Below are 16385 nucleotides of genomic sequence, written 5' to 3' on the forward strand. Positions count from 1 at the left end.
ATGAACCGCGACGCCCCCCGTCGCATCGATCACTTCGTGGCACCGCTCGAGGAGACGCCGATCGCCTCGGTCGACGCCGTCTCGCTCGACGAGAAGCCCAGCAACCTGTGGACCGACGCCTGGCAGGACCTGCGCCGCCGGCCGATGTTCTGGATCTCGGGCGCGATGATCGTGCTGATCGTCGCGGTCGCGCTGCTCCCCACCCTCTTCACCTCCGTCGACCCGCGGGCGTGCGACCTCGGCTTCAGCAACCAGGGCCCCGGCGACGGCAGCGTCCTGGGCTTCACGAAGCAGGGCTGCGACGTCTACGCCCGGATCATCCACGGCACGTCGACCTCGCTCACGGTGGGCCTCATCGTCATCCTGATCACCACGATCACGGGTGTCATCGGAGGAGCCCTCGCCGGCTTCTTCGGCGGCTGGGTCGACACCGTCATCATGCGCGCGGGCGACATCTTCTTCTCGATCCCCTACATCCTCGCCGCCGTCGTGATCATGTCGGTCTTCTCGGCGCACCGGAACGTGTTCGTCATCGCCCTGGCGATCGGCGCGTTCGCGTGGCCGACCACGGCTCGCGTCCTCCGCTCCGAGGTGCTGCGGGTGAAGCAGTCGGACTTCGTCGGGGCCGCGACCGCCACGGGCCTGTCCCGCATGGCGATCCTGTTCCGCCACGTCATGCCCAACTCCATCGCCCCCGTCATCGTCGTCACGACGATCTCGCTCGGTGCGGCCATCACCGCGGAGGCGACCCTGTCGTTCCTCGGCGTCGGCCTCCCCGGCTCCGTGATGTCGTGGGGCAACGACATCAGCCAGGCCCAGCGCGACCTGCGGACCAACCCGCAGACGCTGATCTACCCGTCCGCCGCGCTGACCATCACCGTGCTGAGCTTCATCCTCATGGGCGAGGCCCTGCGCGACGCGCTCGACCCGAAGGCGAGGGCCCTCCGATGACCGACTCGACCACTCCGAAGGGGCCCCTGCTCCAGGTCACCGACCTCGAGGTCGGCTTCCAGACCGGCAGCGGCCTGGTGCCCGCCCTGCGCGGCGTCAGCCTCACGATCGAGCACGGCCAGACCGTCGCCATCGTGGGGGAGTCGGGCTCGGGCAAGTCGACGACCGCCGCGGCGATCATCGGCCTGCTCCCCGGCTCCGGCAAGGTGACCGGCGGCTCCGTGCTCTTCGACGGGAAGGACCTCGCGAAGGCGACCCGGCCCGAGCTCGAGGACATCCGCGGCCGCCGCATCGGCTACGTCCCGCAGGATCCGATGTCGAACCTGAACCCGGTCTGGTCGGTCGGCTTCCAGGTCGAGGAGACCATCCGAGCGAACGGTCTCGCGACCGGCCGCAAGGAGGTGCGCGCCAAGGCGATCGAGGTGCTGCAGAACGCCGGCCTCGCCGACGCCGAGAAGCGCCTGAAGCAGTTCCCGCACCAGTTCTCCGGAGGCATGCGCCAGCGCGTGCTGATCGGCATCGGCCTGGCCGCGGCCCCGCAGCTCCTCATCGCCGACGAGCCGACCTCGGCCCTCGACGTGACGGTGCAGCGGCGGATCCTCGATCACCTCGAGACTCTGACGAGGACCGACGGCACCGCGCTGCTCTTCATCACGCACGACCTGGGCCTCGCCGCCGAGCGCGCCGAGAAGCTCATCGTGATGTACAAGGGCCGCATCGTCGAGTCCGGCGCCTCGGTCGAGGTGCTGCAGAACCCGCAGCACCCCTACACGCAGCGCCTGATCGCCGCGGCTCCGAGCCTCGCGTCGCGCCGCATCCAGTCGACGGCCGGAGCCGCGAAGGAGTCGGTGCCCGGCGAGTCCGCCGCCGTCGCCGAGGTCGACCTCGTCCGCGCGGCGGGCACCCACGCGGGAGCCCCCACGACGACGAAGCCGATGATCGAGATCGAGAACCTCACCAAGGTGTTCAAGATCCGCCGCGGCGGGCTGAAGGCGGAGGACTTCACGGCCGTCGACGACGTCTCGTTCTCGATCCCCAAGGGCACCACCACCGCCCTCGTCGGGGAGTCGGGTTCGGGCAAGTCGACGATCGCGCGCCTCGTGCTCGGCCTCGAGACCGCCACCAAGGGGGCCATCTCGATCGACGGGCGCCGCACCGAGAAGCTCCGCGGCAAGGAGATGCTGGCGCTGCGCCGCTCGATGCAGCCGGTGTTCCAGGACCCGTACGGCTCGCTCGACCCGCTGCACAACATCGGCAACACGATCTCGGAGCCCCTCCGGGTGCACAAGGTCGGCGATCGCGCCTCGCAGCGCGAGCGCGTCTTCGAGCTGCTCGACCAGGTGTCGCTCCCGCGCGTCATCGCGGGCCGCTACCCGAACGAGCTCTCCGGCGGGCAGCGCCAGCGCGTCGCCATCGCGCGGGCGCTGGCCCTCAAGCCCGAGATCGTCGTGCTCGACGAGGCCGTCTCGGCGCTCGACGTGCTCGTGCAGGCGCAGATCCTCCGCCTGCTCGCCGATCTGCAGGCCGAGCTCGGGCTGACCTACCTGTTCATCACGCACGACCTCGCCGTGGTCCGCGTCATCGCGGACGACGTCTGCGTGATGCAGAAGGGCCGCATCGTCGAGCACGCGCCGACCGACACGGTGTTCGACTCGCCGCAGCAGCAGTACACCCGCGAACTGCTCGAGGCGATCCCCGGCGCCGGGATCGAGTTCGCGGTCTGATCCACCGCCGCGAGGGCCCCGTTCCGCGCCCGAGAATCCCGCTTCCCGCGGGGTGATCGGGCCGGATCGGGGCCCTCCGTCGTTCCGGAGCGCGCCTGCGGTACGATGGAGGGTCCCCCTTACTGCACGAGAACACGAGACGAGTCCGTTCACATGGCAAGTGCCACCCGCTCCGACCTGCGCAACGTCGCGATCGTCGCCCACGTCGACCATGGCAAGACCACTCTGGTCGACGCCATGCTCAAGCAGACGAACTCCTTCGATGCGCACGCCCACGTGGACGAGCGCGCGATGGACTCGAACGAGCTCGAGCGCGAGAAGGGCATCACGATCCTCGCGAAGAACACCGCGGTCTCGTACCGCGGCAAGCACGCGACCGAGGGCCCCATCACGATCAACGTGATCGACACCCCGGGCCACGCCGACTTCGGCGGCGAGGTCGAGCGCGGCCTCTCGATGGTGGACGGCGTGTGCCTCCTCGTCGACGCGTCCGAGGGCCCCCTCCCGCAGACCCGCTTCGTGCTCCGCAAGGCGCTCGAGGCCAAGCTGCCCGTGATCCTCCTGGTCAACAAGACCGACCGTCCGGATGCGCGCATCGACGAGGTCGTCGCCGAGAGCCAGGACCTCCTCCTCGGCCTCGCCTCCGACATGGCGGACGACGTCCCCGACCTCGACCTCGACGCGATCCTCGACGTGCCCGTCGTCTACGCCTCCGGCAAGGCGGGCCGCGCGTCCTCCAACAAGCCCGAGAACGGCACGCTGCCCGACGCCGAGGATCTCGAGCCGCTCTTCGAGGCGATCCTCAAGCACATCCCCGCGCCGACCTTCGACGACGAGGCGCCCCTCCAGGCTCACGTCACGAACCTCGACGCCTCGCCGTTCCTCGGCCGCCTCGCGCTGCTGCGCGTCTTCAACGGCAACATCAAGAAGGGCCAGACCGTCGCCTGGGTGCACCACGACGGCACGCACACCAACGCCCGCATCACCGAGCTCCTGATCACGAAGGCGCTCGACCGCTACCCGGCCGAGTCCGCCGGCCCCGGCGACATCGTCGCGATCGCGGGCTTCCCCGAGATCACCATCGGCGAGACGATCGCCGACCCGGAGGACATCCGCCCGCTGCCGGCCATCACGGTCGACGACCCGGCGATATCGATGACCATCGGCACCAACACCTCGCCGCTCGTCGGCAAGGTCAAGGGCCACAAGCTCACCGCGCGCATGGTCAAGGACCGCCTCGACCGCGAGCTCATCGGAAACGTGTCGCTCAAGGTCCTCGACATCGGCCGCCCCGACTCGTGGGAGGTCCAGGGCCGAGGCGAGCTCGCGCTGGCGATCCTCGTCGAGCAGATGCGCCGCGAGGGCTTCGAACTCACCGTGGGCAAGCCCCAGGTGGTCACCCGCCAGGTCGACGGCAAGACGCACGAGCCGTTCGAGCACCTGACCATCGACGCTCCGGAGGAGTACCTCGGCGCGATCACGCAGCTCCTCGCCGCGCGCAAGGGCCGCATGGAGAACATGGCGAACCACGGCACCGGCTGGGTCCGCATGGAGTTCATCGTCCCCTCGCGCGGTCTGATCGGCTTCCGCACCGAGTTCCTCACCACCACGCGCGGCACCGGCATCGCGAACGCCATCCTGCACGGCTACGAGCCGTGGGCGGGCGCCATCGTCACCCGCAACAACGGCTCGATCGTCGCCGACCGCACCGGTGTCGTCACTCCGTTCGCGATCATCGCGCTCCAGGAGCGCATGACCTTCTTCGTGAACCCCACGGAGGAGGTCTACGAGGGCATGGTCATCGGCGAGAACTCGCGCAACGACGACATGGACGTGAACATCACCAAGGAGAAGAAGCTGACCAACATGCGTCAGTCCACCTCCGACACGTTCGAGTCGATGACGCCCTCGCGCCAGCTGACGCTCGAGGAGTGCCTCGAGTTCGCCCGCGAGGACGAGTGCGTCGAGGTCACCCCCGAGATCGTCCGCATCCGCAAGGTCGAGCTCGACGCGAACGCGCGCGCCCGCCAGACCAGCCGTCTGAAGAAGCAGGGCTGATCCCGCCGGGCGCCCCGCGCGCCCGCTCGGCTCGAGACCGGTCGGAGGTTGCCTCCGGCCGGTCTTCTGCTTCCCCCCCCCTGGCTGGTCGAGTAGCCGCTTCGCGGCGTATCGAGACCCACGTGCTCCAGGAGCCCCGGATCTCGATACGGCCGTTTCGCGGCCTACTCGATCAGCAGGGAGGGGCGCCCCCTCCGCTCAGCCGAACAGCCCCGACCCCACGAAGTCACCCTCGCCCCGCACCCCGGGCGGCACCGCGAACAGCGCCGACCCCACGTGCTTGATGTACTCGTTCAGCGCATCGTCCGCGAGCGAGCGCTGCACCGTGATGAACTGCTCCGGCGACCGCTGGAACGACAGGAAGAACAGCCCCGCGTTCAGGCGCCCGAGCTCGTCGTTCCCGTCGACGAAGTTGTATCCGCGGCGCAGCAGCCGCGCGCCGTTGTTGACCGACGGATGCGCGAGCCGCACGTGCGACGCCCGGTCGACGAGCGGCGCCCCGGTCGCTCCGGTCGCCGTGAAGTCCGGCTCGGCGAACTCGTCCCCGCCCGAGAGCGGCGCGCCCGAGCCCTTGCTCCGCCCGATCACCCGCTCCTGCTCGCCGAGCTGGCTCCGGTCCCAGGTCTCGATGATCATGCGGACCTTGCGGGCCACGAGGTAGCTGCCGCCCACGAGCCAGTCCGGACCGTCCGACTCCTGCACCCAGACGTGCTCCTGGACCGCGTCCGTCTCCTCCGACTTCACGTTGGCCGTGCCGTCCTTGAAGCCGAAGAGGTTGCGCGGAGTGGCCTGCGCCGTCGACGTCGACGACGTCCGCCCGAAGCCGAGCTGGGACCAGCGGAGCGACGCCCGGCCGAAGGCGATGCGGCTGAGGTTGCGGATCGCGTGCACCGCGACCTGCGGGTCGTTCGCGCAGGCCTGGATGCACAGGTCGCCTCCGCTCGCCGCCGGCACGAGGGCGTCGCCGCGGAAGCGGGGGAGCGTCTCGAGTGCGGGCGGACGACGGGCCGCGAGCCCGAAGCGGTCGGCGCCGTCCGCGTCGGTGAACACGCCGGGGCCGAAGCCGAAGGTGATCGTCAGCGCCGCGGCGTCGAGCCCGAGCGCTTCGCCCGTGTCGTCCGGAGGCGCGGTGTCGGGTCCGCCGACCGCGCCCTCCTCGCTGACGTCGAGTCCGCGCGTCAGTCGCGACGCGGCGAGCGTCCAGTCCTGCAGCAGCTCGATCAGGTCCTCGCGGGTGGTGCCCGACGCGAGATCGAAGGAGGCGAAGTGCAGCCGGTCCTGCGCCGCGGTCGTGATCCCGGCCTGGTTCGAGCCGAAGAACGGCACCGTGTTCGAGGCGCCGGAGGCGTTCGCGGTCGTCGCGGAGGCGACCGCGACGGTCCCGCCGACGCCCGCGGCGATCCCCGCGGTTCCGGCCGAGACGAGGCCGAGCAGCCCGCGCCGCGAGAGGCGGCGGGGCTGCTCGACGGGGGCGGCGGAGTCGGGGGAGACGTCCGCCGCGGTGTCCTGCTGGTCGTCGTCCATCTACTCCGCGGGCTCCTCGACGCCGAGCACCGTGTGGGTGAGCTGCGACAGCGGCTCCGAGAGGGCGTTCACCTGGTCCGAGAGCTCCTTCTTCTGCTCATCGGTCACCGAGGAGTAGGGCGCGAAGCCTGCGTCGATCGAGCCGTACTGCGCGAGCAGCGTGTCGAGTGCGGTGAACTGCTCCGTGATGTCGGCGGTCAGTGCGGCGCCCTCGTCGCCCGAGGCTGTCGCGATCGGCTCGACGTTGCCGAAGGCGACCTCCGCACCCTGGACGTTGGCGGCGAAGTCCATCAGGTCGGTTCCCGACCACCAGTCCTCCTCGCCGGTGATCTTGCCCGCGGCGACCTCGTCGAGCAGGCCGATGGCGCCGTTCGAGATGTCACCGACCGAGACGGTGAAGTCGTCGGCGTTCACGAGGTCGTAGAGGCTCTGCACGTCGTCCACGAGCCCCTGGCCGAACTCGGCGCGCTGCTCCGGGGTCGACGGCGCCCAGTCGAGGTAGGCGCTCGTGCCGTCGGAGTTGAGCGCGTCCTGCGCCGGGACCCAGAGGTCCTTCTCGATGCGGTGGAAGCCGGTCCAGTCCAGGCCCTCGGCGACGGCGTCGACCTCGCGGTAGTCGATCTTCGGGTCGAGGTCGCCGAACGCCTCCGCGGTGGGCTCGATGCGCTCGTAGAAGACGCGTGTCGACGCGAAGAGGCCGCGCGCCGTCTCGTCGTCGCCGGCCACGTAGGCGTCGCTGAAAGCCTGCACAGCGGGGAGGAGCTCGCCCGCCTGCGACTTCACGTAGGCGACGTAGTTGGTCACGGCCGCCTCCGTCGCCGCCTTCTCGTCCGCGGACTGCTCGGTGGCCTCACCGGTGACGGTGAACTCGGACAGGCCGATGGGAGCGCCGACCTGCTGGAACTTGCAGGCCGTGTAGTACGTGCCGGGCTCGAGCTGGGCGACGTAGGACACGGTCTGCCCGGGCGTCACGTTCTCCTTCTCGCCGACGATCCGCAGCTTGTCGTCCGCGAGGATCTCGAACTCGTTGACGTCCGTGCCCTCGTTCGCGAGCGAGAAGGTCACCGCTCCGGCCGAGGCGGTCGCGGCCGAGACGTCGCAGGCCTCGTCGCTGATGGCGACGTCGAGCGCCGCCGAGGAGGAGGCGGCCGAGTTCGGCACGCAGCCGGAGAGCGCGAACGCGAGGACTCCGGCACCGGCGAGGCCGGAGACGAGGCGGGGGAGCGGGGAACGGCGGGGGACTGCGCGCGAGGGCATGGTTCTCCTGGAGTAGGGGGTGGAACCGGCGGTGCCGGGATCAGACGGAGGTGCGAACGGGAGTCGCGACCGGGGCCGCGCTGCCCCGACGCGGCCGGCGGAGCCGGACCTGGCGGACGAAGAGGGCGCCGACGACGACGAGGTACGCGAGCCAGGCGGTGAACTGCAGCGCGGTCGGCTCCGGCGTGTAGTTGAAGAGCCCACCGAGGATCGCGGAGATCGGTGCCGGCAGCACCGCACCGAGGCTGAACAGCGGGGCGCCCCAGCCGGGCAGGAGCGACGCCTCCTGCAGGTCTCCGACGCCGTACGAGAGCACGCCCGCCGCGACCACGATCAGGAAGCCGCCCGTCCAGGTGAAGAACCGGCCGAGATCGATCCGGACGAAGCCGCGGAAGATCAGGTACGCGATGACGACCGCCGAGAGGATGCCCAGGAGGGCGCCGATCGTGCCGGTCCAGGCCTCCGCCCCGGAGGAGGCGCTGCTCGAGGAGACGCTGGCCCAGACGAACAGGGCGGTCTCGATCCCCTCGCGGCCGACGCTCACGAAGCCGAGCACGACGATCCCGAGGGCGGATCCGCCGACGGCGGCGTCGAGCCGCGACTCCAGCTCGCCCTTGAGGCTCCGGGCGTTCGCGCCCATCCAGAAGATCATCCAGGTGACGAGGCCGACCGCCAGGATCGACAGCCCGCCGCCGAGCAGCTCCTGCGCCTGGAACGACAGCCCGTAGGGGCCCCAGGTCAGGATCGCCCCGGTCACGAGCGAGATCGCGACGGCCGCGGCGATGCCGGTCCACAGGCGTGGCAGCACGTCGCGGCGCCCGAGCTTCGTCAGGTACGCGACGAGGATGCCGACCACGAGGCCGGCTTCGAGGCCTTCGCGGAGGCCGATGAGGTAATTTGCGAGCACGCGTGTTCTCTCGGTCGATCGCGGGAGGGGTGGGACGACCCCCGCCCCGGGCCTCATCCTTCGGTAAGCCTTGCCTTACCGGAGTCGACTGTAGTGCGCCGCCCGAGCGCCTGTCCAGAAGCGCGCCGGGTGCGCATCCGCGTGCCGGACGGAAGGTGGAGTGTGGACGCGAGCCCAGCTGGAGTGCACGAGAGGGTCGTCGCGGTCCACGCGCACCCCGACGACGAGACCCTGACCATGGGCGGCACCCTCGCCCGCCTCGCCGCGCAGGGAGCGGCGGTCACCGTCGTCACCGCCACGCGCGGCGAGTGCGGAGAGGTGATCCCCGAGGACCTCGCGGCGCTCGAGGGCTCCGACGAGCTCGCCTCGCACCGCACGACCGAGCTCGTCGTGGCGCTGACGGCCCTCGGAGTCGCGGATCACCGCTTCCTCGGAGCCGAGAACGCCCGCGCGCGGGGCGCCGCTCCGCGCGTCTACCGCGACTCCGGCATGCAGTGGGGCCCCGGCCGCGTGCCGGTCCCGCTCGAGCCCGTGCATCCCGCAGCCTTCACGGCCGCTCCGGAGGAGGAGGAGATCGCCGATCTCGTCGCCGTCCTCCAGCAGACCCGCGCGGGCGTCGTGCTGTCCTACGACGCGGGGGGCGGCTACGGCCACCCCGATCACGTGCGTGCGGCGAGCGTCGCGCGCCGAGCCGCCGAGCTGCTCGGGATCCGCTACCTCGCGGTCCTGCCCGAGGGGACGCCTCCCGAGGACGGCGACGTCGTCATCGAGCTCGGCGACGAGGACTACGCCCGCAAGCGCGCCGCACTGCAGGCGCACGCCACGCAGATCGTGGTGGAGGGCGAGTCGGCCCGGCTCTCCAGCGGCCCGGCCTTCCCCGTCGGCGGCGTGGAGCGCTTCCGTCCGGCGCCCGCTCTCGCCGCGTCGCCGGACGCGCCCGTTCCGGAGGAACGGCCCGACCTCCGCTCCCGCGTCGTCTCGGGCGTGCTCTCGGTGCTCGTCGGCGCCGTCGTCGGAGCGATCACCACCATCGCCCACCAGAGCACCGTCGTCGTCGGCGACGCAGTCCTGCCGCTCGGGCTGGTGGCGTCGCTCGCCGCGGTGCTCCTCCTCCTCCTGGGGCTCCGCCTCGTGATGATCGACCGCTTCGTCGCGTTCTGCGCGGCCATGGGGCTCCTCGGTGTCATCGGCCTGCTGGCGCTGCGCAGTGCGGGAGGCTCGGTGCTGGTCCCCGCGAACGGCCTCGGCGTCGTGTGGACCTTCGCCCCCGGCCTGATCGCGCTGGTCGTGATCGCCTGGCCGCGCCTGCGCCCCACACCCCCGACGCCTCCTGCACCCGAGGCGGAGCCTGCGGGACTCGACGCCCCGTCGCTCCGCGTACGATAGAAGCCTCTGTTCGAAGGGACGCCACGACCGTGACCTACGTGATCGCACTTCCGTGCGTCGATGTCAAAGACCGCGCCTGCATCGACGAATGCCCGGTCGACTGCATCTACGAAGGCGAGCGCTCGCTCTACATCCACCCCGACGAGTGCGTCGACTGCGGTGCCTGCGAGCCGGTCTGCCCCGTCGAGGCGATCTACTACGAGGACGACCTCCCCGAGGAGTGGTCCGACTACTACAAGGCGAACGTCGAGTTCTTCGACGAGATCGGCTCCCCGGGCGGAGCCGCCAAGATCGGCGTGATCGCGAAGGACCACCCGGTCATCGCGGTGCTGCCGCCCCAGGGCCACTGAGCGGCCCTCCGGTGGCGCTCGGAGCCCTGCCCGACTACCCCTGGGACCTGATGGGTCCCGCGACGGCGCTCGCGTCCTCGCATCCCGACGGCATCGTCGATCTCTCGATCGGCTCGCCCGTCGATCCCACGCCCGCCCTCATCCGCGAGGCGCTCGCGCGGGCGACGGACGCGCACTCCTACCCGACGACGGTCGGCACGCCCGCCCTGCGCGAGGCGATCGCCGCCTGGTTCGCCCGCCGTCGCGGAGTCCCGGGCATCGGCGTCGACGAGGTCCTGCCCACCATCGGCTCGAAGGAGCTCGTCGCCTGGCTCCCCTTCCTGCTCGGCCTCGGCGAGGGCGACGTGGTGGTCCACCCCCGCGCCGCCTACCCGACCTACGCGATGGGCGCGGCGATCGCCGGCGCCTCCGTGCTCGCCTCGGACGATCCGGCCGAGTGGCCCGACTCCACCCGCCTCGTCTGGCTGAACTCGCCGGGAAACCCCGACGGCGCGGTACTCGATGTGCCGGCACTGACGCGCGCGGTGGAGCGGGCTCGCGAGCTGGGCGCAGTCATCGCCGGAGACGAGTGCTACGCCGAGCTCGGCTGGGAGGGCCGCTGGGCCGACGAGCCGATCCCGAGCATCCTCGACCCCCGGGTGGTCGGAGCGAGCCGCGAGGGCGTCCTGGGCGTCTACTCGCTCAGCAAGCAGTCGAACCTCGCCGGCTACCGCGCCGCGTTCGTCGCGGGCGACTCGTCCCTCATCGCGCGCCTCGTGACCGTCCGCAAGCACGCCGGCATGATCGTGCCGGGTCCGCTCCAGGAGGCGATGATCACCGCCCTGGGCGACGACGCGCACGTGGCGGAGCAGAAGGAGCGCTACCGAGCGCGCCGCGATCGGCTGCGTCCCGCCCTCGAGTCCGCCGGCTTCCGCATCGACCGCAGCGAGGCGGGCCTCTACCTCTGGGCCACCGAGGGGCGGCCCGCGTGGGAGTCGATCGAGCGGCTCGCGCGGATCGGCGTGCTCGCCGGACCCGGCGTCTTCTACGGCGACCACTTCACCGAGCACGTGCGCCTGTCGCTGACGGCGACCGACGAGCGGATCGACGCGGCCGCGTCCCGGCTGTCCGCGGGCCTCTCCTAGCGACGGCCGTCGGCCGCTTCTGTCGCAGTCCCACAACCCGCGCCGGGGACCACTGGCCGGTGCAGCAGGTCCCCTGCTGTGCCCTTAGGCTGTAGGAGGTTCGGTCGATGTCGCCACACAACGGCGCCGGCTGCACCGCCCACACACCCGGCGCCGCCCGCTCCGTGCGAGCGCGCTGCCGGGAGCGACCGTGACGACCTGGGAGGCGTTGTGACCGAATCCGGCACGCAGAGCGACGGAACCGCGACGGTGGAGGCACCGGAGCCCGCCACGGAGAGCGCGCCGGCTGCGGCCGAGGCCGAGCCCCAGAAGGTCACGCTCACCTTCGGCGATCGCACCGCCGAGTTCCCGATCCTCCGCAGCGTCGACGGCGCCTCGAGCATCGACTTCTCGACCCTGACGAAGCAGACCGGCTTCATGTCGCTCGACTACGGCTTCGTGAACACCGCGGCGACCAAGTCGCAGATCACCTACATCGACGGCGACAAGGGCGTCCTGCGCTACCGCGGGTACCCGATCGAGGAGGTCGCGACGAACGCGACGTACCTCGAGGTCGCGTGGCTCCTCATCTACGGCGAGCTGCCCACCGCCGACGAGCTCGCCGGCTTCGACGAGCGCATCCGCCGTCACACGCTGCTCCACGAGGATCTCAAGCGCTTCTTCGACGCGCTCCCGCACAGCGCCCACCCCATGTCGGTGCTCTCGGCCGGAGTCTCGGCGCTCTCGACCTACTACGAGGACAGCTCGAACCCGAAGGATCCGGAGGCGGTCGAGCTCACCACGATCCGTCTGCTCGCGAAGCTGCCCGTCATGGCGGCCTACGCGCACAAGAAGAGCATCGGGCAGGCCTTCCTCTACCCCGACAACTCGCTGAGCTTCGTCGACAACTTCCTCCGCCTCAACTTCGGCACCATGGCCGAGAAGTACGACGTCGACCCTGTGCTCTCCAAGGCCCTCGACCGCCTGCTGATCCTGCACGAGGACCACGAGCAGAACGCCTCCACGTCGACGGTGCGCCTGGTCGGCTCGACCGAGGCCAACCTCTACGCCTCCGTCTCCGCCGGCATCAACGCGCTCTTCGGCCCGCTGCACGGCGGCGCGAACGAGGCGGTCCTGACGATGCTCGGCCGCATCCGCGAATCGGGCGAGAGCGTCCAGACCTTCGTCGAGCGGGTGAAGAACAAGGAGGAGGGCGTGCGCCTGATGGGCTTCGGCCACCGGGTGTACAAGAACTACGACCCGCGCGCCAAGCTCGTCAAGGAGAGCGCCTCCGAGGTGTTGCAGGCGCTCGGAGTGAAGGATCCGCTGCTCGACATCGCGATGGAGCTCGAGGCCCTCGCGCTCGAGGACGACTACTTCAAGGAGCGCCGCCTCTACCCGAACGTCGACTTCTACACCGGCGTCATCTACAAGGCGATGGGCTTCCCGACGCGGATGTTCACCGTGCTCTTCGCGATCGGACGCCTGCCCGGCTGGATCGCCCACTGGCGCGAGATGAACATCGACAAGCAGACCAAGATCGGCCGCCCCCAGCAGCTCTACATGGGCGCTCCCGAGCGCCACTGGCCCACCGGCAGCTGACCCGCCGCCCCGATGCCGCCTCCGCACCCGCGGAGGCGGCATCGTCCGTCCCCGGCTTGCTGGTCGAGTGGCCCGCCCCGCGGGCGTATCGAGACCCCCCAGCCCGCTCTCAGGCGTGCAGCGCCGTGTTCAGCTCGATCCCCGCACCGGTGCGGGCCAGCACCTCCACCGCTCCCGTCAGCGAGTTGCGGCGGAACAGCAGATTCGGCACCCCCGACAGCTCGACGGCCTTCACCGTCTGCGGGCGCCCGTCGGCGCGCGGCGCCCCGCCCACGACGACGACCTTCGTCCCGGCGGTGACGTACAGCCCCGCCTCGACCACCGAGTCGTCCCCGATCGAGATGCCGATTCCCGAGTTCGCACCGAGCAGCGCGCGCGCCCCGATCGAGATCCGCTGCGTCCCTCCGCCCGACAGGGTGCCCATGATCGAGGCGCCGCCGCCGATGTCCGAACCGTCGCCGACGACGACGCCCTGCGAGATGCGCCCCTCGACCATCGAGCTGCCGAGTGTTCCCGCGTTGAAGTTCACGAAGCCCTCGTGCATGACCGTCGTCCCCGGAGCGAGGTGCGCACCCAGGCGCACGCGGGACGTGTCGGCGATCCGGACCTTCGCCGGAGTGACGTAGTCGGTCAGCCGCGGGAACTTGTCGATGCCGGCCGCCTGGATCCCGTGGCGGCGGAGCGAGGGACGGAGCCGGGTGAACGCGTCCGGAGAGACCGGGCCCGCGTTCGTCCAGACGACGTTCGCCAGGTGGGCGAAGATCCCGTCGAGGTTGATCGTGTTGGGCTGCACCAGCAGGTGCGACAGCAGGTGCAGGCGGAGGTAGGCGTCCGACGTCGAGGCCGGGGGCGCCTGCAGGTCGATCTGCAGCGTGACCACGTCGATCCGGACCTCGCGCCGCGCGTCCTCGCCCGCGAGCGCCTCGAACTCCGCGGGGACGATCCACGGGTCCCGTCCGGCGGGGATCGTGCCCAGGCGCGGCTCCGGGAACCAGGTGTCGAGGACGGTGCCGTCCGAGGCGATGGTGGCGAGCCCGTAGCCCCAGGCGGAGGCGGGCGCGGAGGAGTCTGAGGAGTGCTCGGGGGTCATGGCACCCAGGGTAGCGCGCGGCATCCGGCCGCTACCCTGGGTGCCATGGCCGCTCCGACCCCCGCCGCTCCGCCCGTCGCGCCCCTGGATCTGCGCTCCGATCCGATCGCGCTGACCCGGGTGCTGTGCGACATCCCGTCGGTCTCCGGGGCGGAGTCGGCACTGGCCGACGCCATCGAGTCCGCCCTGTCCGACTTCCCGCACCTCGAGGTCGTGCGCGACGGCGACACGGTGGTCGCACGGACCCTTCTCGGGCGTGCTCAGCGGGTCGTCATCGCCGGCCACCTCGACACCGTCCCGATCAACGACAACCTGCCCGTCGTCGACGAGACGATCGGCGGAGTCGACCACCTCGTCGGCCGCGGAACCGTCGACATGAAGGCCGGAGTCGCGGTCCAGCTCGTGCTCGCGGCGGAGCTGACCGAGCCCGCTGTCGACATCACCTGGATGTGGTACGACAACGAGGAGGTCGCGTCCGACCTCAACGGGCTCGGCCGCCTCTCCCGGAACCGCCCGGATCTCTTCACCGCCGACTTCGCCGTCCTCGGCGAGCCCACGAGCAGCGAGGTCGAGGGAGGCTGCAACGGCACGCTCCGCGTCGACGTCGTCACGCGAGGGCGGCGGGCGCACTCGGCGCGCAGCTGGGTCGGCGAGAACGCGATCCACGCCGCCGCGCCGATCCTCGAGCGCCTCGCCGCCTACGAACCGCGCGTCGTCGAGGTCGACGGCCTTCTCTACCGCGAGGGCGTCAACGCGGTCCGGATCTCCGGAGGCGTCGCCGGCAACGTGATCCCCGACCTCTGCACGGTGCACGTCAACTACCGGTTCGCCCCGAGCCGCACCGGGGCGGAGGCCGTCCAGCACCTCCGCGAGCTCTTCGACGGCTTCGAGGTCGAGGTCGTCGACCTGGCGGAGGGGGCGCGTCCCGGCCTCGACGCTCCGCTCGCGCAGGCTTTCCTCGCCGCGGTCGACGCCGAGGCCAAGCCGAAGTACGGCTGGACGGACGTCGCGCGCTTCTCGGCGCTCGGCGTCCCCGCGGTGAACTACGGACCGGGCGATCCGCTGAAGGCGCACGCCGACGACGAGCGCGTCGCCGTGCACGAGATCACGGCGTGCACCGAGGGCCTCCGCCGCTGGTTGAGCACCCCCGCGTGAGCGCCGTCGCCCCGGTGCTGAGCACCCGCCGCCGGGCCCGCCTCCGACTCGTGCCCTGGTGGGCGCGGGTGCTGGGCGTCTTCGTGCTGACCCGAGTCGTGACGACGACGATCCTCCTGCAGTTCGCCGCGAACCAGGCCGCGAACGCCTGGACCGGCCCGTCGCCCTCCTACTCCGCCTTCGCCAGCCTCTGGGACGGCCGCTGGTACGAGATCATCGCGACGGCCGGCTACCCCTCCGAGCTCCCCGTGACCGCGGAGGGCGAGATCGGAGAGAACGCCTGGGCGTTCATGCCGCTCTACCCGGCCGTGGTGCGACTGCTCATGCTGGTCACGGGCCTGGGCTGGGGGAGTGCCGCGGTCACCGTCTCGGTGATCTGCGGAGCGGTCGCGTGCCTGGTCCTGTACCGCCTCCTGCGCCACTCGCTGAGCGAGAGCCAGTCGCTCATCGCCGTGCTCCTCTTCTGCGTGGCGCCGACCTCGCCCCTGCTGCAGCTGGCGTACGCCGAGTCGGCGGCCATGATGCTGACCGCGATCGTGCTCCTCCTGCTCGTCCGCCGCCGCTTCGCGCTCGTGTTCCCGGTCGTCCTGCTGCTCGGCCTCACCCGGCCCAGCGGTCTCGCCTTCGCCGCGGCGATGGGGCTCTACGTCCTCGTCCGCGTCCTCCGCCGCTCCCGTGAGCCCTTCGAGCGCGCGGAGTGGCTCCCGACCGTGGCGCTGACCGTGTGGGGGCTCGTCGTCGGCTTCCTCTGGCCGGCCGCGGCCTGGGCCGTCACCGGCTCGATGACCGCCTACACCGACACCGAGCTGGCCTGGCGCTCCTCCTACATCGGCTACCAGGAGCTGCTCCCGTTCACCTCATGGTTCCAGGGTGGCGCCTGGTGGGGGCAGTGGTGGTTCGAGTCGCCCGCGGTCGGGATCGTGCTCGTGGTGCTGCTGGTCGTCGCCTTCGCGGGGATCATGGCAGCGCCGTGGACGCGGAGGCTCGACCTGTTCAGCCGCGCGTGGATCGCCGGGTACGCCGTCTACCTCCTCGCGTTCTTCTTCCCCCAGTCGAGCACCTTCCGGCTGCTCGGCCCGCTGTTCCCGCTCGTGGGCGCACTGGCCGTGCCCCGCTCGCCGCTCTTCCGGGTCGTCGTGGTGCTGCTCGGGATCGGCGGGCAGATCCTCTGGATCTCGGCCTGCTGGGCCGTCGACGGCTACGACTGGACGCCCCCGTGATCGACCCCGCGCGGGCGTGCCGGAGAGCGCGATTTCTCGAAGACCGCGGATGCACGAT

13 protein-coding genes are annotated in these 16385 nt (G+C 71.2%); 9 read left to right on the plus strand and 4 right to left on the minus strand.

The genetic code is table 11. From position 1 onward, the window contains the following. The 3 genes from C1I63_RS11710 (at position 1) to typA (ending at position 4733) form a co-directional block, all read left to right on the plus strand. Entirely contained in the window at positions 1-951 is a 951-nt protein-coding gene (locus C1I63_RS11710; RefSeq protein WP_094742663.1) for an ABC transporter permease, read from the plus strand. Continuing rightward, positions 948-2675 carry a dipeptide ABC transporter ATP-binding protein gene (locus tag C1I63_RS11715; RefSeq protein WP_107574895.1) on the plus strand — a complete coding sequence of 576 codons (1728 nt, stop codon included), beginning with the start codon at positions 948-950 and terminating at the stop codon, positions 2673-2675. The genes C1I63_RS11710 and C1I63_RS11715 overlap by 4 nt, the downstream gene beginning before the upstream one ends. Before the next feature lie 153 nt (positions 2676-2828). Next, positions 2829-4733, plus strand: coding sequence for a translational GTPase TypA (gene typA / locus C1I63_RS11720; protein ID WP_055788504.1), 1905 nt, complete (start codon positions 2829-2831; stop codon positions 4731-4733). Between the two features lie 198 nt (positions 4734-4931). Here the strand turns inward: typA and efeB are convergent, their stop codons facing one another. From efeB to efeU, 3 genes are read right to left on the minus strand one after another with little or no spacing between them, the layout of a single operon-like run. After that, positions 4932-6257, minus strand: a complete 1326-nt coding sequence (gene efeB, locus C1I63_RS11725; protein WP_107574896.1) for an iron uptake transporter deferrochelatase/peroxidase subunit — start codon at positions 6255-6257, stop codon at positions 4932-4934. After that, positions 6258-7514 carry an iron uptake system protein EfeO gene (gene efeO / locus C1I63_RS11730; RefSeq protein ID WP_107574897.1) on the minus strand — a complete coding sequence of 419 codons (1257 nt, stop codon included), beginning with the start codon at positions 7512-7514 and terminating at the stop codon, positions 6258-6260. A gap of 40 nt (positions 7515-7554) precedes the next feature. After that, positions 7555-8421 (minus strand): iron uptake transporter permease EfeU, encoded by an 867-nt coding sequence (efeU, locus tag C1I63_RS11735; RefSeq protein ID WP_107574898.1) that lies wholly within the window; start codon positions 8419-8421, stop codon positions 7555-7557. A 183-nt stretch (positions 8422-8604) separates the two neighbouring features. On the opposite strand from efeU, the gene C1I63_RS11740 reads away from it, so the two are divergent. The 4 genes from C1I63_RS11740 to C1I63_RS11755 all read left to right on the plus strand — a co-directional run bounded on the left by C1I63_RS11740 (position 8605) and on the right by C1I63_RS11755 (position 12862). After that, positions 8605-9807: a PIG-L family deacetylase gene (locus C1I63_RS11740; RefSeq protein WP_107574899.1), complete on the plus strand. Its 1203-nt coding sequence runs from the start codon at positions 8605-8607 to the stop codon at positions 9805-9807. A 29-nt stretch (positions 9808-9836) separates the two neighbouring features. Further along, positions 9837-10157 carry a ferredoxin gene (gene fdxA, locus C1I63_RS11745; RefSeq protein WP_055788519.1) on the plus strand — a complete coding sequence of 107 codons (321 nt, stop codon included), beginning with the start codon at positions 9837-9839 and terminating at the stop codon, positions 10155-10157. An 11-nt stretch (positions 10158-10168) separates the two neighbouring features. Then, positions 10169-11281, plus strand: a complete 1113-nt coding sequence (gene dapC, locus C1I63_RS11750) for a succinyldiaminopimelate transaminase (RefSeq protein ID WP_107574900.1) — start codon at positions 10169-10171, stop codon at positions 11279-11281. A 249-nt stretch (positions 11282-11530) separates the two neighbouring features. Next, entirely contained in the window at positions 11531-12862 is a 1332-nt protein-coding gene (locus C1I63_RS11755; protein ID WP_082481113.1) for a citrate synthase, read from the plus strand. A 109-nt stretch (positions 12863-12971) separates the two neighbouring features. On the opposite strand, the gene dapD is transcribed toward C1I63_RS11755, so the two are convergent. Beyond that, positions 12972-13952, minus strand: coding sequence for a 2,3,4,5-tetrahydropyridine-2,6-dicarboxylate N-succinyltransferase (gene dapD, locus C1I63_RS11760; RefSeq protein WP_107574901.1), 981 nt, complete (start codon positions 13950-13952; stop codon positions 12972-12974). Positions 13953-13997: 45 nt separating this feature from the next. Here dapD and dapE point away from each other — a divergent pair, with 45 nt between their 5' ends. Further along, on the plus strand, positions 13998-15107 hold the full coding sequence (dapE, locus tag C1I63_RS11765; protein WP_107574902.1) for a succinyl-diaminopimelate desuccinylase: 1110 nt from the start codon (positions 13998-14000) through the stop codon (positions 15105-15107). Next, positions 15104-16327: a hypothetical protein gene (locus C1I63_RS11770; RefSeq protein ID WP_243590887.1), complete on the plus strand. Its 1224-nt coding sequence runs from the start codon at positions 15104-15106 to the stop codon at positions 16325-16327. Before dapE ends, C1I63_RS11770 begins: the two co-directional genes overlap by 4 nt. Positions 16328-16385 lie beyond the last annotated feature (58 nt).

This window comes from Rathayibacter caricis DSM 15933 (genome assembly GCF_003044275.1).
Classification (GTDB): Bacteria; Actinomycetota; Actinomycetes; order Actinomycetales; family Microbacteriaceae; genus Rathayibacter; species Rathayibacter caricis.